Here is a 15,680-nt window from a genome sequence, read left to right as displayed (position 1 = left end):
AAAGGACGGGAACACGCTCCCCTACCTGGCGGAGAACTCCGCCGGAATCATGCCGCCCAGCTGCGCGTCGATGGCCATTGTGTGGCTGCAGGTGTTGTGGGTGGAGAAGAACGAGCACTCGCAGTGCCAGGAGCCGCCTTCGTACGTGACGGTATGGTCTGAATGGTCTCCATGAAAGTGGACCGTGAACTTCAGGAGTGTGAGCCGCCCCGGGTCCTGGGCGTACCGCTTGGCTTTCTCAATCTTGCCAATCAGTCCGGAGTTCATGGTCCCTCCTGCGTGCAGATTGCTCAGGGGGGTATTCTAGTGAAGGGGTTGGTGCAGGTCAACGAGAAATCAGGCGGGTTTAAGGAATTGTGTGCGGGCCGCGGAAGTGACGCGAAACGCAATTCGCATTCCGTGGCAAGGCACTTGACAAACCATGTAACTGCACGTACTGTTGCTTCCGGTACGAGTAAGTGCGTATCAGCCAAGGGTCCCCTGGGTTGGGGACGACGGCTTCCCCACCCGCAGCCCACTGGTTTCCACGTAGCGCCTGCTAAGCTTCCGTTGTCGTTCACCATTCACAAGCCGGGAGAAAGCGGCTGCCCCGTATGACGAAATATATATTTGTGACTGGCGGCGTGGTGAGTTCCGTCGGGAAGGGCATCAGCGTCGCATCAATTGCGCGAATCCTCAAAAGCGCCGGTCTCTCCGTCTCCGTTCAAAAGCTCGACCCCTACCTTAACGTCGACCCCGGAACCATGTCCCCCTACCAGCACGGCGAGGTCTTCGTCACGCGCGACGGCTCCGAAACAGACATGGATCTGGGTCATTATGAGCGGTTCATCGACCTGGAGCTGACCAGCTCCTCCAGCGTGACCGCCGGGCAAGTGTACAGCGGCGTCATCGCCAACGAGCGGGCCGGCGATTACCTGGGAGGCACCATTCAGACGGTGCCGCACGTTACCAACGTCATAAAAAAGCAGATGATGCGCCTCGCCGAGGAGTCCGACCCCGACGTCGTGGTCGTCGAGGTCGGCGGCACAGTCGGCGACATCGAGGGCCTGCCGTTCCTGGAGGCCATCCGGCAGATGCCGAACGACGTGGGCCGCGACAACGTCTACTACATCCACGTCACCCTGCTCCCCCATATCTCCTCGACGGGCGAGCTGAAGACCAAGCCGACGCAGCACAGCGTGAAGGAGCTTCGCAGCATCGGCATTCAGCCCGATTGCATCATCTGCCGCAGCGACTTCCCCGTGCCGGAGGGCATCAAGGACAAGATCGCGCTCTTCTGCGACGTGAAGCCGAACGCCGTGATCCCCCTGCAGACGGTCGACACCATTTACGAGGTGCCGCTGGTGCTGCAGGAGGCGGGCCTGTCGGGCCTCCTCGCAGATAGACTGGGGCTCGGCAACCTGACGCCGGACCTGCGCGACTGGGAGGAGATCGTCGGGCGCATCAAAGAGCCCAAGACGCCGCTTAAGGTCGCCGTGGTGGGCAAGTACGCCAACCTCCCGGAAGCCTACATCTCCGTCAAGGAGGCGCTGCAGCACGCGGGCCTGTTCCACCACCGCGACGTGGAGGTCATCTGGGTGCCGTCCGAGGACGTCGAGCAGGAGGGCGCGCACACTTTCCTGCATGACGCCTGCGGCATCGTGGTGCCGGGCGGGTTCGGGCCGCGCGGCGTCGACGGCATGGTGGAGGCCGTCCGCTACGCCCGCGAGCACCAGGTGCCATACCTGGGGCTCTGCCTCGGGATGCAGTTGATGGTCGTCGAGCGATCGAGGAGCTGCGCCGGCATGCAAGGGGCCAACTCGACGGAGTTCGATACAGAAACGCAGTACCCGGTCATCGACCTGATGCCGGAACAACGGGACATCACGGAGATGGGCGGCACGATGCGGCTGGGGATCTACCCCTGCCACATGGAGCCCGGGACCATCGCGGCGCAGGCGTACGCGGAGGATGTGGTGGACGAACGGCACCGCCACCGCTTCGAGCTCAACAACGACTACCGCGAGCGGCTGGAGGACGCGGGGCTGCGCTTCAGCGGCCTCTCGCCGGACGGGCGGCTGGTGGAGATCGCCGAGGCGTCGGACCACCCGTTCATGGTTGGGACGCAGTTCCACCCGGAGTTTCGTTCGAGGCCCAACCGGCCGCACCCGCTGTTCCGCGAGTTTGTCGCCGTAGCGCAGCACATCACTCGGGAAGGCATGCAGCCACCGCTGCCGCTGGACGGCGTCGGTGGATCGGTAAACAGATAGAACGAGAGAAAGCTGAACAAGAGCGGGTCCCGCCAAAAATCAGGACATAATCACAGAGCGGGGCCGAACGCAAGGACAACGTCCAAGGAGAGACATGCAAGAGACCGCAGTTACCATGGCACAGTTGGAGGCCAAGACCAAGGAAGAACTGGTCGAATTGGCCCATGAGATGGGCGTGGAGAACGGCGCCCAGCGGCGGGAGGAGATCGTCTTCCACCTGCTGGAGGCGTTCGCCAAGCGCCAGGGCTACGTGCTCGCCACGGGCCTGCTCGAGATCATCGGCGACGGCTACGGGTTCCTGCGCCAGCAGGGCCTGCGCGCCGGACCCGGCGACGTCTACATCTCGCAGTCCCAGATACGCCGCTTCGGGCTTCGCACCGGCGACCAGGTGACCGGGCAGGTGCGCCCGCCCAAGGAGGGGGAGCGCTACTTCGGCCTCATCCGCGTCGAGGCCGTCAACGGAGCCGACCCGGAGCTGACCCGCACGCGGGCGCATTTCGACAACCTGACGCCCATGTACCCCACGGAACAACTTGTTCTGGAATCGAAACAGGACAATCTGTCGCAGAGGCTCATTGACCTCGTTTCGCCGCTTGGCAAGGGTCAACGAGCGCTCATCGTGTCACCGCCCAAGGCAGGCAAGACGTTCCTGCTGAAGGACATCGCCAACGGCGTGCTGGCCAATGCGCCGGACGTGTACCTGATGATCGTCCTGGCGGGCGAGCGGCCGGAGGAGGTCACCGACCTGCGACGCTCCATCAAGGGCGAGGTCTACTCCTCCACCTTCGACGAGCCGGTGGAGGACCACTGCCGTACGGCGGAGGTCTCACTGGAGCGGGCCAAGCGGCTGGTCGAGAGCGGCAAGCACGTGGTGGTGCTGCTGGACAGCCTGACGCGGCTGGTGCGCGCCTACAACCTGGCGCTCCCCTCGACGGGCCGCACGCTCTCCGGCGGCATCGACACCAGCGCGCTCTACCCGCCCAAGCGCTTCTTCGGCGCCGCGCGGAACACGGAGGAGGGCGGCAGCCTCACCATCGTCGCGACGTGCCTCGTGGACACCGGCAGCCGCATGGACGAGGTCATCTACGAGGAGTTCAAGGGCACCGGCAACAGCGAGATCCACCTGGAACGCCGGCTCGCCGAACGTCGCGTTTTCCCGGCCATCGACATCCACCGCAGCGGCACCCGCCGCGACGAGCTCCTGCTGACCGAGGAGACGTTCAAGCAGGTCATGCTTCTGCGCCGGATGATCTCACTCTCCGCGCAGACGTCCAACATGGACTCCACGGACGCTACGGAGCGGGTGCTTGACTGGCTGCGCAAGTCGAAGAACAACAAGGAGTTCTTCTCCAACCTCATGTCGGAAGTGACTCGCGGCCGGGGCGTGGAGCGGTAACCACCGCGCTGGCTACTGCCGCAGCGACGGCGGCAGCAGGTTGGGTATCGCGTCAATGATGGGGTAGGTCTGGGGACACTCCGCGCAGTGCAGCGAGCCGGTAATGATCTCCTCGTTCTCCTCCGCCTCCACCTCCACATCGAGCAGCAGGGGGGACTTGCAGACGGGGCACACCAGGATGTCCATGAGGTCTCGCCGCATTGCACGCTCCTCTTAACCTGTATGGGCAGGGTATCACCTACTGCAGCGCGCGTTCAAACAGCGCCTGCATCACCGTCGAAAGCAGGAACACCACCACGCCGATGACGACGACCTGGTTCGCCGCGTCCATGAGATGCCGCCACCCCGTGCGGGGCGCAGCTGCAGCCCGTGGCGCCGTAGCGGGCCGAGGCCGCCGCCTGCGGATGACGCCGGCCAGCCAGAACATCCACAGCGTCAGCGCCAGCTTCACGCCGAGCACCGCCGCGTAGCCGACGCCCGCGTGCTGCGACGTCAGCCGGTCGAAGGCGAGCACGACGCCGGTGATCACCATCGCGATGACGGCGATGTCCACCAGCCCGCGGAACTCGTCGGCGAGCGTTTGACCGCCGCCCTCTGCCCGCCGAGCCGCGGGGCGAATGACGAGCAGGTAGACCAGGCCGCCTCCCACCCAGAAGGCGGCCGCCAGGGTGTGCACCCACTGGGCGATGACCAGGACGACCGCGGTAACGTCCACGCCCGCTACTCCCTCGAAGTCTCTTCGGCCACCAGCTCCGTGCCCCACTCGAGCGCACGGCGGCGAGTATCGTCGCTCAGGTCTGTGCGGCCCTCCAGGTAGCGCTCAAGGGCCTGTTGCGGCGTGATGCCCCGCGCGTCCGAGCCAATGCGGGGCCGCCGCTCGTGGATGACCTCGCGGCTGACGGCGGCGACGGAGTGCGCCCCGGCGAGGGCGTCGCGGATGGCGCGCTCGTTCACGCGGCCCGCCAGCGGCCCCGGTACTGTCACGTGGACGCGAACTACGGCCCCGTCGACGTCGCGCGCCGCTATTCGCTGGAGCACGAGCGATGTGGGGTCCCCGGCGTCGACAGGGACGGTCGCCTCGATGGTCAGGAAGCGGCGGGCGTCGACGGGCACGTGCTCCCACCGCGTTCGATCGCCCCTGGGCCCCGCCGGGTCGATGTCCACCACGCAGAAGCCCTTGCGGTCGTCCTCCTCGCTGAAGTCCACGCGCTGCAGGCTGCCCGGGTAGACGACAGGCGGCGAGGCGATGAGCGTCTGGTGCTTGTGGATGTGCCCGAGGGCGACATAATCGAACACCGGTAGCGCGAGGGTGCTCGGCTGCAGCGCGTAGTCGCGGCCCAGCATCATCGAGCGCTCCGAGCTCGACACGGCGCCGTTCACGGTGACGTGCGCGGCCAGGATGGCCGGGACGTCGGAGGCGAGGGCGTCCGCCTCAGACAGGATGCGCGCCGTCAGGTCCTCCTCCACGTAGCGCGTGACCTCGTCGATGGGCGCGCCCTGGCGCTCATCCCGCGCCAGAAGCTGGCCTCGCCGTATCCACGGCAGCGCGACCACCTGCAGCGGCCCCGAGCGCGTTTCGACGCGGTGCGTCCCGAAGCGCTCGGCGACGGTGACGCCGGCTACGTCGAGGGTGGGGAAGATGGCAAGGGCGGTTGCGCGCGTCGGCGAGTGGGCGATGTCGTGGTTGCCGGTCAGCAGGAAGACGGGGATGCCGCGGCTCACCAGCGTAGCTACGCGCCGGACGAACTCGCGCTGGTGCGTCTGCGAGGGGTCTCGGCTCTTGTAGGCGTCGCCCGCGATGAGCACAAGGTCTGCGTCGTTGCGCGTCGCGTAGTCGACAACCTGGTCGAGGACGCAGAGGAAGTCGATGAGTCGTGTGGAAAGGCCCAGATACGAACGCCGGTCGACGCCGGGCGCGAAGTACGGGGGCAGCGCGTCGATGTCGGCCTGAGTTGCCGGACGCCCGTAGTTCTCCACGCCGATGTGGACGTCAGCCGTATGGACGATGCGCATGTTTACTCTCAGTCGACATATCAGCTTCTGCCGGAATCCGTGGGCGAGAAGCCCCGTTCGTCCTTCGATTTCCCTCAGGATGAACCGGGACAGGCGCCTACAGCTCCAGGACGCGGCGGAGCCACTGGGACAGGCCCTCCATATCGCGGCGGGAGAGCGCGCCGAGCTTGCGCAGCAGGTGCGAGGACCGCAGCGTGGTCAGGCGGGCGCGCACGGTGCCGGGGCCGAGGAGGCCGGCGTTCTCCCAGTCCATGACCGCGTAGTCGCCGATACGGGGCGCGGCGCGGCCGTGGCCCGTGATGGGCGCGATGACCACCTCGCCGGTGCCGGAGTTGAAATAGTCGCCGCTGACGACGACCGCCGGCCGTCGCTGGGTCGATGTCGGAGAGTTGAGCGGGAAGGGCACCAGGACGACGTCGCCGTGGCGGACGTTAGATACGGTCATAGGCGGCGTCCTCCGCGCTGTCCCAGTCTGTGGTGAAGGTCTCGTCGGACGCCGAGACCAGGGCGGAGGCCTCCTCCTGCAGGTTCAGGTCCTCCACGGCCTTGTGGGTGGCGACATACAGGTCCTTGCCGTTGGGACGGGGAAATTTCTCGACGTAGCCGGACTTCACCTGCTGGCCGATCCACTGGTGCGGGGTATCGTGCTCATCCAGCAGGGCGAAGATCCCCCGCTGATCAAGCCCGCCCGAGGCGTAGAGGCGCGTCAGCAGCTCGCGGCGGCGGCGGTAGAGGCGCTCCATCGTATCCTCGGCGGGTGCGCCGAGGAGCTCCTGGAGCTTGTCTATGGTCTCCCTGAGGGAACGGAGGCAAGCAATGATCTGGTCGTTGTTGTGGGAATTATTGGTGGTCATTTGCTTGACTCCTGTGAATCAAATGGTGAACACAAGTCAATTACAGATTGCAGCAGATATGGAAGTGAAGGCAAGGGGGATGATAGCAGCGAGCGGAGCGGGCCGCAAGGGTGCGAGTGGAACGAATTTGGAAATTGGGGTGCGACTTCACCCTGGTTGGGAGCAAAGGAAGGAGAGACGCGGCCCTACACCGTCACCGACGGCTCCTCAAACCGCTCCACCACCATCGCCTCCGCTCGCTCCCGCGCGTGCCACAGATCGTACGCCCGCTGCAACCCCAACCATAGCTCCGGCGTCGACCCAAATGCCTTCGAAAGCCGCAGCGCCATGTCCACCGACACCCGTGCTCTGCCGTTCACCAAGTCCGACAGCGCCTGTCGCGTCACGCCGAGTCCCTTTGCCGCCCGTGTCACCGAGAGGCCGAGAGGCTCCAGGCACAATACTTTTACGGTCTCGCCGGGGTGCGGAGGATCGTGCATGGGCATGACTCGTCTCCTTAGTGGTAGGCAGTTGTCCATTGTATGCCGTCTGGAGGCTCCGGGCTACCAGCTGAAGTGCAGCTCCAGCGTGTCCTCATCCGTCCACGGCAGAGAATCCAGCCATGTCCAGACAGCGGCCTCTTCCTTGAAGGACACCTTGCGCTCCCTGCAGAAATCCCGCAGCAGCCAGCGGAGGCGACGCCGCTCGAAGTAGAGGTACGCCTGGCCCTCGCCGCGGGCCCACTCGCCGGCGTCCCAGTCCTGCGCCATGTGCCAGGCGAAGTCGTAGGCGAGGGGGGAGGGGATGTCCAAGTACTGAATTCGGAAGACGCCGATGCCGAGGGACATGAGGGGCCTCCTGGTCAAAAGTGGACCAGGACCTTGCGGACCACGACAGAGGTGTCAAGAGGTTCTGCGGCGCCTTGGCCGTGGTGGATGCTGCTTCGAGGAATTGAAGGCTACCAACTTGGGCCAGTCTATGGTGCCATCCTTGTTACAAAAGTCTTTGGTAAACTGAGCCGTGAAGGTATTTGCGACTGCTGCGTACTTCGCTTGGAAGTCTTGGTCACGTCGGTGGGCCTCATGCCCCAAAGGTTCAATAATGCGTGTGTAGAAATCAGAGGCACCGGTGATAAACTCCCAGAACTCTTGACCGCAGAGTTTGAAGTATTCTCCTTTATCAGGTGTATTGTCTCGACCGTAGCAACAGCCGTTAACCGCGATGACATTGGCTGCTCGATTGCCTTGACGGATGACTTGGGCTGCTGTCTTGAAGTTGGCCTTCATCTGGTCTATCTGTGACTTATTCCCCCAATTGGGTCCAGATTTGATAGAGATGATGTACCTTGCGCCATCTTTGGTGAATTCAAGGTCTATCCCTTTCACACCTGATTTCATACCACTGTGTACCGTTTCCGCAACGTAAACTGCCAAACCCTCCAAGAAAGCACCGAACAAGGTCTCTTCTTGCGAACTGAGATGCGCACTCAATAGAGATTGCACTAGGTCTGAAGCTACAATGATGTTCTTGCTCTTGAACAGATAGGGATTCTTCCTGCTCAGGAGCTTAGGGAGCCTGAGTTCCGTGAGTTTCTCAATACGTGAATCGTGGAACTGCCCGATGTTGGCTTCTACGTATGCTGTGACTTGTTCATCCGTGATGGCATTCATAGGGCCAATCTCACTTGATGCCCCAATTCTTCCTGTAGCTTACGGTAGTAAGGCTCATATATCTCAACGCCAATTGCATCACGTCCTTTGTCAAGCGACGCGAGCAACGTAGTGCCGGAACCGGCGAATGGGTCCAAGACAACATCACCGGGATCGGTGAACAAATCAATAAACCACTCAGGCAGCCAGGAGGGGAACACCGCGCTGTGATTGCGATTGCCACACTCGGTTGCGCCGTGGAGTACGTTCGTGGGATAGACCTTGTCGCGGCCCAACCAGTTCTCCACCTTCTTGCCAAAGCCACTTCCAACCTTTGACTCGTCTCGCACGCGATCGGTCTCACTGAGATTCCGCATGCGGTCCTCGTACCAGTCCCCAACTGGCACCATGACAGCTTCTTGGTTCATTTTGAACTGGCGGTGCTTGTTGAACTGCAGAAGCCTCTCCCACGCATCCCGAAAGCGATTGGGCCATTTGCCCGGGTAGCAATTCTTCTTGTGCCAGATAAACTCCTCTGTCCACAGCCACCCGCGGTAACGCATTGCGAGTATGAGCTCAAGCACACACGTATGCCGCTCGCCGTCTATGGCCGGTTCCTTGATGTTGAGGACAAAGGTGCCGGTGGGCTTGAGGACGCGATACAACTCGTCCACTATAGGCAGCAACCACTCTACGTACTCTTGAGGCTTGATGCCGCCATATGTAGAGGCTCGCTGGTTGGCATAGGGGGGCGAAGTGAAAACAAGATCGACGGAATCTGAATCAAGGGCCTTCAATTCCGTCCGGGAGTCTCCCAAGAGAAGCGTAGCGTGTGACATCTAAACCCCCGCGTCGATAGGCACCCTCTCTGCGCCTACTCATTCCTAGAATAGTTGTTCTATACCATAAGGACCCGCGCAGGGTGTGTCAATGGGGCGGACATGCCGGTTTTTCGGGGAACAGGGCGCCCTTGGACGGGCTCGGGGCCAACGGCGGGGTGGGCGCGGGTTTTGCCCACACCCTGACACAGCCCCCTTGCCCCTGCGCTCCGCCCCTCGCTACCCTCACTCCATGGAAACCGCACTCACCCTGGTTACGAATACCGCTGCAGGCCCCCGGACGAACGGTGCAGCTACGGAATTGATCGCGGATTCAATTCGTATCTGGAAAGGCGATTTCCAGATACGAATTGTTTTCCAGATCGCAGAAGAGTTCGTCTTGCGTATCTGTCCACGTATGAATTATCGCTCATGTACAGATAGGGATTGCTAATCAGTTCGTGCGCGCCACACCCAGCTTTGTCCATTCCGCATTCATGGGGAAGGCCAGAAGGGGTGCGCGCCCCCTATCCCAGGCGCGCCGCCAATGCGGCGGGGAGGTCCGGGATGGCGATGCGCTCCTGGAGCAGCGTGTCGCGGTTGCGGATGGTGACCTGGTTGTCGTCGAGGGAGTCGAAGTCTACGGTGATGCAGAGGGGGGCGCCGACCTCATCGAAGCGGCGGTAGCGGCGGCCGATGCTCTGGGCGTCGTCGTATTCGACGCGCCAGCGGCCGTCGTCCACGAGGGCGGCGAAGACCTCGCGGGCGAGGGGGGTGAGGCGGGCGTTGCGGCTGAGGGGCAGCACGGCGGCCTGCACGGGCGCGATGCGGGGGTGGAACCGCAGCACGACGCGGGCCTCACCGGCGCCGGCGCCGGCGGCCTCGCCGCCGACCTCCTCCTCGTCGTAGGCGTCGACGAGGAAGGCGAGGGCCGCGCGGTCGACGCCGCTGGCCGGCTCGATGACGTAGGGCGTGACGTGCTGGTTGGTGTCGTTGTCGAAGTAGGTGAGCCGCGCGCCGCTGTGCTCCGAGTGCTGCCGCAGGTCAAAGTCCGTGCGGTTGGCGATGCCCTCGAGCTCCGCCCACCCCCACGGGAAGAGGTACTCGATGTCCGTGGTGGCCTTGGAGTAGTGCGAGAGCTCGTCGGCGTCGTGCGGGCGCAGGCGGAGGTTCTCCTCGCGGACGCCGTGGCGCACGTACCAGTCCAGGCGCTCCTGTATCCAGAACGCGTGCCACTCGTCGTCCTCGCCGGGCTGGACGAAGAACTCCATCTCCATCTGCTCGAACTCTCGGGTGCGGAAGATGAAGTTGCCGGGGGTGATCTCGTTACGGAAGGACTTGCCTATCTGCGCGATGCCAAAGGGCAGCTTCTTGCGGGTGGCGGTCTGCACGTTCAGGAAGTTCACAAACATGCCCTGCGCCGTCTCCGGGCGCATGTACACCGTGCTGGCCGTGTCCTCGACGGCGCCGAGGAAGGTCTTGAGCATCAGGTTGAACTGGCGGGCGTCGCCGAGGGCGCCGCCGCAGTCCGGGCACTCGGAGGACTCGACGTGGTCGGCGCGGAAGCGGTGATGGCAGGCTCGGCACTCGACGAGGGGGTCGGTGAAGCCGGCAAGGTGGCCCGAGGCCTCCCATACGGCGGGGTTCATCATGATGGCGGCTTCCAGCCCGACGACATCCTCCCGCCGCCGCACGACGTCGCGCCACCAGGCCTCCTTGACGTTGCGCTTGAGCTCGACGCCCATGGGGCCGTAGTCCCAGGCGTTGGCGAGGCCGCCGTAGATCTCGCTGCCGGGGAAGACGAAGCCCCGCCGCTTGCAGAGCGAGACGATCTTGTCCATGGTCACGGCACGGGGGGCGTCAGACACAGCTGCCTCCGAGGGGCTGAATATGGGTACGGGACCAGAAAAAGCGTAGCAACGCGAGCGGGTGATGTAAAGCTATGGGGGCGGCGGGGATGGCCTTCTAGATATCGGCCTGCGCCGATATGGGAGTGTGGGGGAACTACAAGCCGAAGAGGTACTTGACGGCGGCCGCGCCCACGGCGATGAAGATCCCCACTGCCAGCGCCTTGATGATGCGGAGCTCACCTTCCACACCGCCGATGCGGCTGCCAAGATTAGTCTCCACATCGCCGATGCGGTTGCCAAGATTAGTCTCCACACCGCTGATACGGTTACCCAGAGTAGTCTCCACGCCACTGATGCGGTCGCCCAGCTCCTGGTGCTGGCGCGCGTTCTCCTGCACGAAGTCTGCGAAGTACCTGGGAACGCTGTCGTCTTGGGTGGTCATGGGTATCCTTTCCGTAGTGTGACTCTATTCCCGGAGGGGGCGGGCCGACTGTCAACGCACGTGAACGGGGCCTCGCCGCGCTACAATAATACGGGGCGCGGCGGAGGCGCTCGCGCGAGAGGACGCATGTGGGCAACGCAATCGAGACACATGGCCTGACCAAGTACTACGGGGCGAGCCGCGGCGTGATGGGCCTCGACCTTCAGGTGCGTGAGGGCGAGGTCTTCGGCTTCCTCGGGCCCAACGGCGCGGGCAAGACGACGACCATCCGGCTGCTGCTGAACCTGCTGCAGCCGACCAGCGGCAGCGCGTCGGTGCTCGGCAAGGACGTTGCCGCCGAGTCCCTGGCCGTGCGGCGCGCGTGCGGCGTGGTGTCCAGCGATTCAGCCTTCTACGAGAGCCTGTCCGGCCGGGCGCACCTTGCGCTCATGCAGAGCCACCACAACGGCGCACACCATCGCGGCGACGAGGTCGCGGAGCGCATCGGACTAGACCTGGACCGGCCGGTGAAGCACTACTCGCATGGGAATCGGCAGAAGCTGGCCATCGTGCAGGCGCTCGCCCACAGCCCGCGGGTGCTCATTCTGGACGAGCCCACCAGCGGCCTCGACCCGCTGGTGCAGCAGGAGTTCTTCAAGCTGCTGCTGGAGGAGCGCGACCGGGGCGTGACGGTGTTCTTTTCGTCCCACGTCCTCAGCGAGGTCGACCGGCTTTGTGACCGCGTCGGCATCATCCGCGAGGGCGTGCTCGCCGCGACGCTGGACGTGGACGATCTGCACCGGCAGCAGGTGCGCCGCATGGAGGTCACCCTGTCACGCGACGCCTGGGCGGAGGACTTCGTGCTCGACGGCGTAACCGTCGTCGCCTGCGAGGGGCGCCGAGCCGAGCTGCAGGTTGCAGGCCACGTCGGCGCGCTCATCGGCCATCTTGCCACACTGCCGCTGGAGGACGTCGTCTTCCCGGAAGCGAGCCTGGAGGACACGTTCACGCGCTTCTACACGGGCGACGGAGGTGAGGCATGAGCGCGTCCATCTACCGCAACGTCCTGACGTTGGCGAAGGTCGGCGTGGTGTCGTGGAGCGTGGTTCTCGTTTTGTGGGCGCTGCTGGTGGTCTGGATTTACCCATCGCTGGGAAACACCGGCGTCAATTTTGAGGAATACCTGGACGCCATGCCCGAGCAGTTGAAGGCTGCCATGGGCATCCAGGGGCCGGACGAGTCCGCGTTGATCTTTCAAGCCGGAGCATTCACCTACGTGGGATACCTGAACATCGAGTACATCTCGTGGCTGCCGTTGCTGCTGGGCATCTACGCCGTGGTGTACTGCGGCGGGCTGGTGTCCAAGGAAGTGGAGCGCGGCACGCTGGACGTGGTGCTTTCGCAGCCGGTGGAGCGTACCACCTTCCTTCTGAGCAAGCTGTCCGGGTTCTTGACACTAGCCCTCATAGCCACAGCGTTTTCGACGATAGCTGTCCTGTTGGGCGGGCTCACTATTGGCGAGGACGCCAGCGTGTCCAACGTCATTGCTGTGCATGCCGTGTCCTTCCTGCTGGTGGCCGCCATTGCCGGCTACTCGACACTGGCGTCCTGCGTGTCGCTGGACCCGGGGCGCTCGCTGGCGGCGGCGGGGGTGTTGACGGCGCTGACCTACTTCGTGAACGTGCTGGGCTCGGCAATCGAGGCCGTGGGCTGGCTGAAGTACGTCTCGCTCTTCTACTACTATGACTCGCTGCAGGTGCTCGCCGAGGGAGCGATCAACTGGGCGGGCGTCGGCGTCTACGTCGGGGTGTTCGCCGTGACGACCGTGTCGGCTGTCCTGGTGTTCCGGCGGAAGGACCTGGTGCGGTAAGCGCGTCAGTCGACTGTCATGTCCTCCGTGACCACGTTCTCCAAGTGGGTGACACGCGCCACCTCTCCTCGCGCGTTGACCGTGATGGCGACCAGATCAATCTGGAAGGGCACGTCGAGATCATGCTCCTGCAGGTAGGTGTAGGCGGTGGCGGTCAGGCGGCGGCGCTTGGTCGCGGTGACGGACTCCTCAGGCGTGCCGAAGGCGGTACTGCGCTTGGTGCGCACCTCCACAAAGACGACGGCACCCTCATATTCCATCACCAGGTCGACCTCTCCCCAACGGCATCGGTAATTGGCCTCCCGCAGCTCGTAGCCAAGCTCCTCAAGGTGACGGCGCGCGATGCCCTCGCCGGCTGTCCCCAGCTTTGTACGGCTGCTAGGCAACTTCGGCCTCCAGCAGCCGCCGTACGGGTGCGAAGCTGCGCCGGTGGAGGGGCGTCGGGCCGAGGCGCTCCAACACCGAGAGGTGCTCCGGCGTTGGGTAGCCCTTGTGCCGGGAGAGGCCGTAGCCGGGGTAGAGGGCGTCCAGCTCGTCCATAAGGGCGTCGCGGGCGACTTTGGCTACGATGGAGGCGGCGGCTATGGAGCAGCAGAGCGCGTCGCCATGGACGATGGCGCGGCAGTGAAGGCCGTCATACTCAAGGGCGAGGGCGTCGACGAGGAGGTGGTCCGGGCCCGCCGGCAGCTCTCTGATGGCGCGGGACATGGCTGTTACCGTGGCCCCAACTATGCCGAGGGCGTCGATCTCCGCAGGGCTCGCGCTGCCGAGGCCCACTCCCTCTGCGAGGCGGCGAACCTGCGGAGCGAGACGCTCGCGGGCTGCGGCGGTGAGCTGCTTGGAGTCGCGCAGGCCGGGGAGTCTCCGTGGGTTGAAGGACCTCGGGAAGACGACGGCTGCGGCTACGACGGGGCCAGCGAGGGGGCCGCGCCCGACCTCGTCGACGCCTGCTACGCGCAGGTAGCCCTGCTTCCAGAGGAGACGTTCGGCTGACCAAGTTGGCTTGGTGGGCATGGGCTATGCGCCGGCCGCTGCCTTCTGCAGCCCCACTATGTAGTCCATCTGCTGCTGGTGGCCGAACTCATGGGTGATCATGGAGCGCAGGTAGGTTGCCTTGACCCACTCAGGGCGCTCTGAATTGGGGACGTCTTCCAAGGTGCCAGGGTCGATGCCGCGGACCATGTCCATGGCTCGGCTGCGCACCTTCTCGCCGTAGGCCAGCAGATCCTCCAGCGGGGGCACGTCGAACTCGCCTACCTCGTCGGACGTCCAGCTGTTGCCCGTCGTGAGGGCGGCGCGCTCGCCGGTGATGGTTTCCGGCAGCTTCCAGACGGCGTTCCAGCCGTCGGCGGTGTAGGTCTCCTCCTGGCCGGTAAGCAGGCGCACGTAGCGGTCCTCGGTGCGGAAGACGTGCCAGATGAGGAAGCCGACGGGGTTGGCCTCCGGGCCGGCGCGCCAGGTTAGCTGCTCGCGGTTGAGGTTGGACACGAGGGAGAGGGTTGCGTTCCGCGACTGGGTCGCGGCCATTTCCACGAAATCTATGGCGTTCATTGCACGTCCTTACGCTGGTGTAAGGGCGGGCTGCGAGGGGTCATCTGCGCCGCGCGCCAAGGGCCCGGCAATGAATCCGCCACCCAGCAGCTCGTCCCCCGCGTAGAATACCGCAGCCTGGCCGGGCGTGACTGCACGCTGGGGGTCGGAAAACCAGACGTTTGCGCCTCTCTCCGTGGGCTCGACTATGGCGGGCGACTCGGCGGCCTTGTAGCGGATCTTGACCGTGGCCTCCACCGGGTCGTCGGGCGGCGTGCCCTTCACCCAGTTGACGCCCTCAGCGACGAGGCCGGGGGCGTAGAGGGCGGACTCAGGGCCGACGACGACCCTGCGCGCCTTCGGCTCCAGGCGCACGACGTAGAGCGGCGCGTCGCTGGCGATGCCGATGCCACGGCGCTGGCCGACGGTGTAGCGGTCGACGCCCTGGTGCGCGCCGATGACCTCGCCATCCACGTTCACGATCTCGCCGGGTGTTGCCTCGCGGTGCAAGGTGAGGAACTGGCGGTAGTCGCCGGCTGGGATGAAGCAGATGTCCTGGCTGTCGGGCTTGTCGGCGACGCCGAGGCCGGCCTCCCGCGCAAGATCGCGCAACTCCGACTTGGCGTAGTCGCCTACGGGGAGCAGCAGGCGCCGGAGCTGATCCTGACGCAGGCCGAAGAGGACGTAGGACTGGTCCTTGGAGGGGTCAACGGCCTTGAGTAACCGCACGGTCCCGTCGGCGTCGCGTTGCGCCCGGGCGTAGTGGCCGGTGGCGATGGCGTCCGCGTCCATGGCGAGGGCGCGGTCGAGGAGGAAGCTGAACTTGATCATGTCATTGCAGGCGATGCAGGGGTGGGGCGTGCGGCCCCGCTCGTACTCGGCGAGGAAGTGGTCGATGACGGCGGAGCGGAACTCGCGCTCGGCGTTGATGACATAATGGCGGGCGCCGGTGGCAGCGCCGAAGCGGCGGGGGGGGGCTGGCATCTCCACGGGGGAGCGGGGGCGGACGGGGGGGGGGGGGGGGGGGGGGGCCGCCCCGCCGGGGGGCGGG

20 protein-coding genes are annotated in these 15,680 nt (G+C 64.8%); 4 read left to right on the top strand and 16 right to left on the bottom strand.

Going from position 1 to position 15,680, the window contains the following annotated elements:
• Positions 1–21 precede the first annotated feature (21 nt).
• On the bottom strand, positions 22–267 hold the full coding sequence (locus OXC99_09635) for a hypothetical protein (GenBank protein ID MCY4625243.1): 246 nt from the start codon (positions 265–267) through the stop codon (positions 22–24).
• Between the two features lie 326 nt (positions 268–593).
• Between OXC99_09635 and OXC99_09630 the strand changes: the two genes are divergently transcribed.
• Positions 594–2,249, top strand: coding sequence for a CTP synthase (locus tag OXC99_09630; protein ID MCY4625242.1), 1,656 nt, complete (start codon positions 594–596; stop codon positions 2,247–2,249).
• A 94-nt stretch (positions 2,250–2,343) separates the two neighbouring features.
• Positions 2,344–3,645 carry a transcription termination factor Rho gene (gene rho / locus OXC99_09625; GenBank protein ID MCY4625241.1) on the top strand — a complete coding sequence of 434 codons (1,302 nt, stop codon included), beginning with the start codon at positions 2,344–2,346 and terminating at the stop codon, positions 3,643–3,645.
• A gap of 12 nt (positions 3,646–3,657) precedes the next feature.
• On the opposite strand, the gene OXC99_09620 is transcribed toward rho, so the two are convergent.
• The 11 genes from OXC99_09620 to OXC99_09570 form a co-directional block, all read right to left on the bottom strand.
• Complete coding sequence (locus tag OXC99_09620) at positions 3,658–3,846, bottom strand: methytransferase partner Trm112 (GenBank protein MCY4625240.1); 189 nt, start codon at positions 3,844–3,846, stop codon at positions 3,658–3,660.
• Between the two features lie 37 nt (positions 3,847–3,883).
• Positions 3,884–4,360: a hypothetical protein gene (locus OXC99_09615; protein ID MCY4625239.1), complete on the bottom strand. Its 477-nt coding sequence runs from the start codon at positions 4,358–4,360 to the stop codon at positions 3,884–3,886.
• 5 nt (positions 4,361–4,365) lie between these two features.
• Complete coding sequence (locus tag OXC99_09610) at positions 4,366–5,658, bottom strand: exonuclease SbcCD subunit D (protein ID MCY4625238.1); 1,293 nt, start codon at positions 5,656–5,658, stop codon at positions 4,366–4,368.
• A 97-nt stretch (positions 5,659–5,755) separates the two neighbouring features.
• The gene (locus OXC99_09605; protein ID MCY4625237.1) at positions 5,756–6,103 is read right to left on the bottom strand and encodes a type II toxin-antitoxin system PemK/MazF family toxin; all 348 of its coding nucleotides are present in this window, start codon (positions 6,101–6,103) and stop codon (positions 5,756–5,758) included.
• Positions 6,090–6,512, bottom strand: coding sequence for a hypothetical protein (locus OXC99_09600; protein MCY4625236.1), 423 nt, complete (start codon positions 6,510–6,512; stop codon positions 6,090–6,092). Before OXC99_09600 ends, OXC99_09605 begins: the two co-directional genes overlap by 14 nt.
• A 185-nt stretch (positions 6,513–6,697) precedes the next feature.
• On the bottom strand, positions 6,698–7,030 hold the full coding sequence (locus OXC99_09595; GenBank protein MCY4625235.1) for a HigA family addiction module antitoxin: 333 nt from the start codon (positions 7,028–7,030) through the stop codon (positions 6,698–6,700).
• Positions 7,031–7,054: 24 nt separating this feature from the next.
• Positions 7,055–7,339: a hypothetical protein gene (locus tag OXC99_09590; protein ID MCY4625234.1), complete on the bottom strand. Its 285-nt coding sequence runs from the start codon at positions 7,337–7,339 to the stop codon at positions 7,055–7,057.
• A gap of 54 nt (positions 7,340–7,393) precedes the next feature.
• A complete protein-coding gene (locus OXC99_09585; GenBank protein MCY4625233.1) occupies positions 7,394–8,161 on the bottom strand; it encodes a PmeII family type II restriction endonuclease in 768 nt (255 codons plus the stop codon).
• Positions 8,158–8,979 (bottom strand): site-specific DNA-methyltransferase, encoded by an 822-nt coding sequence (locus OXC99_09580; GenBank protein ID MCY4625232.1) that lies wholly within the window; start codon positions 8,977–8,979, stop codon positions 8,158–8,160. Before OXC99_09580 ends, OXC99_09585 begins: the two co-directional genes overlap by 4 nt.
• 506 nt (positions 8,980–9,485) lie before the next feature.
• Positions 9,486–10,799: a glycine--tRNA ligase gene (locus tag OXC99_09575; GenBank protein ID MCY4625231.1), complete on the bottom strand. Its 1,314-nt coding sequence runs from the start codon at positions 10,797–10,799 to the stop codon at positions 9,486–9,488.
• A gap of 163 nt (positions 10,800–10,962) precedes the next feature.
• On the bottom strand, positions 10,963–11,250 hold the full coding sequence (locus tag OXC99_09570; GenBank protein MCY4625230.1) for a hypothetical protein: 288 nt from the start codon (positions 11,248–11,250) through the stop codon (positions 10,963–10,965).
• Positions 11,251–11,378: 128 nt separating this feature from the next.
• Here OXC99_09570 and OXC99_09565 point away from each other — a divergent pair, with 128 nt between their 5' ends.
• On the top strand, positions 11,379–12,272 hold the full coding sequence (locus tag OXC99_09565; GenBank protein ID MCY4625229.1) for an ABC transporter ATP-binding protein: 894 nt from the start codon (positions 11,379–11,381) through the stop codon (positions 12,270–12,272).
• On the top strand, positions 12,269–13,099 hold the full coding sequence (locus OXC99_09560) for an ABC transporter permease subunit (protein ID MCY4625228.1): 831 nt from the start codon (positions 12,269–12,271) through the stop codon (positions 13,097–13,099). The genes OXC99_09565 and OXC99_09560 overlap by 4 nt, the downstream gene beginning before the upstream one ends.
• Before the next feature lie 5 nt (positions 13,100–13,104).
• On the opposite strand, the gene OXC99_09555 is transcribed toward OXC99_09560, so the two are convergent.
• From OXC99_09555 to mnmA, 4 genes are read right to left on the bottom strand one after another with little or no spacing between them, the layout of a single operon-like run.
• Positions 13,105–13,485, bottom strand: coding sequence for a YraN family protein (locus OXC99_09555; GenBank protein MCY4625227.1), 381 nt, complete (start codon positions 13,483–13,485; stop codon positions 13,105–13,107).
• Positions 13,478–14,113, bottom strand: a complete 636-nt coding sequence (locus OXC99_09550; GenBank protein ID MCY4625226.1) for a ribonuclease HII — start codon at positions 14,111–14,113, stop codon at positions 13,478–13,480. Before OXC99_09550 ends, OXC99_09555 begins: the two co-directional genes overlap by 8 nt.
• Positions 14,114–14,116: 3 nt before the next feature.
• Positions 14,117–14,650, bottom strand: coding sequence for a DinB family protein (locus OXC99_09545; GenBank protein MCY4625225.1), 534 nt, complete (start codon positions 14,648–14,650; stop codon positions 14,117–14,119).
• Between the two features lie 9 nt (positions 14,651–14,659).
• A complete protein-coding gene (gene mnmA / locus OXC99_09540) occupies positions 14,660–15,613 on the bottom strand; it encodes a tRNA 2-thiouridine(34) synthase MnmA (protein MCY4625224.1) in 954 nt (317 codons plus the stop codon).
• Positions 15,614–15,680: the final 67 nt, after the last annotated feature.

This window comes from Chloroflexota bacterium, from assembly GCA_026713825.1.
Taxonomy (GTDB): domain Bacteria; phylum Chloroflexota; class Dehalococcoidia; order Lucifugimonadales; family UBA1127; genus UBA1127.
This window is presented reverse-complemented; position numbering and strand designations above follow the sequence as displayed.

What these genes read in the sequence shown, in the direction of transcription:
- OXC99_09635 (MCY4625243.1), bottom strand. Translation starts at nt 267, where the DNA reads ATGAACTCCGGACTGATTGGCAAGATTGAGAAAGCCAAGCGGTACGCC.
- OXC99_09630 (MCY4625242.1), top strand. Translation starts at nt 594, where the DNA reads ATGACGAAATATATATTTGTGACTGGCGGCGTGGTGAGTTCCGTCGGG.
- rho (MCY4625241.1), top strand. Translation starts at nt 2,344, where the DNA reads ATGCAAGAGACCGCAGTTACCATGGCACAGTTGGAGGCCAAGACCAAG.
- OXC99_09620 (MCY4625240.1), bottom strand. Translation starts at nt 3,846, where the DNA reads ATGCGGCGAGACCTCATGGACATCCTGGTGTGCCCCGTCTGCAAGTCC.
- OXC99_09610 (MCY4625238.1), bottom strand. Translation starts at nt 5,658, where the DNA reads ATGCGCATCGTCCATACGGCTGACGTCCACATCGGCGTGGAGAACTAC.
- OXC99_09605 (MCY4625237.1), bottom strand. Translation starts at nt 6,103, where the DNA reads ATGACCGTATCTAACGTCCGCCACGGCGACGTCGTCCTGGTGCCCTTC.
- OXC99_09600 (MCY4625236.1), bottom strand. Translation starts at nt 6,512, where the DNA reads ATGACCACCAATAATTCCCACAACAACGACCAGATCATTGCTTGCCTC.
- OXC99_09595 (MCY4625235.1), bottom strand. Translation starts at nt 7,030, where the DNA reads ATGGACAACTGCCTACCACTAAGGAGACGAGTCATGCCCATGCACGAT.
- OXC99_09590 (MCY4625234.1), bottom strand. Translation starts at nt 7,339, where the DNA reads ATGTCCCTCGGCATCGGCGTCTTCCGAATTCAGTACTTGGACATCCCC.
- OXC99_09585 (MCY4625233.1), bottom strand. Translation starts at nt 8,161, where the DNA reads ATGAATGCCATCACGGATGAACAAGTCACAGCATACGTAGAAGCCAAC.
- OXC99_09580 (MCY4625232.1), bottom strand. Translation starts at nt 8,979, where the DNA reads ATGTCACACGCTACGCTTCTCTTGGGAGACTCCCGGACGGAATTGAAG.
- OXC99_09575 (MCY4625231.1), bottom strand. Translation starts at nt 10,799, where the DNA reads ATGGACAAGATCGTCTCGCTCTGCAAGCGGCGGGGCTTCGTCTTCCCC.
- OXC99_09570 (MCY4625230.1), bottom strand. Translation starts at nt 11,250, where the DNA reads ATGACCACCCAAGACGACAGCGTTCCCAGGTACTTCGCAGACTTCGTG.
- OXC99_09560 (MCY4625228.1), top strand. Translation starts at nt 12,269, where the DNA reads ATGAGCGCGTCCATCTACCGCAACGTCCTGACGTTGGCGAAGGTCGGC.
- OXC99_09550 (MCY4625226.1), bottom strand. Translation starts at nt 14,113, where the DNA reads ATGCCCACCAAGCCAACTTGGTCAGCCGAACGTCTCCTCTGGAAGCAG.
- OXC99_09545 (MCY4625225.1), bottom strand. Translation starts at nt 14,650, where the DNA reads ATGAACGCCATAGATTTCGTGGAAATGGCCGCGACCCAGTCGCGGAAC.
- mnmA (MCY4625224.1), bottom strand. Translation starts at nt 15,613, where the DNA reads ATGCCAGCCCCCCCCCGCCGCTTCGGCGCTGCCACCGGCGCCCGCCAT.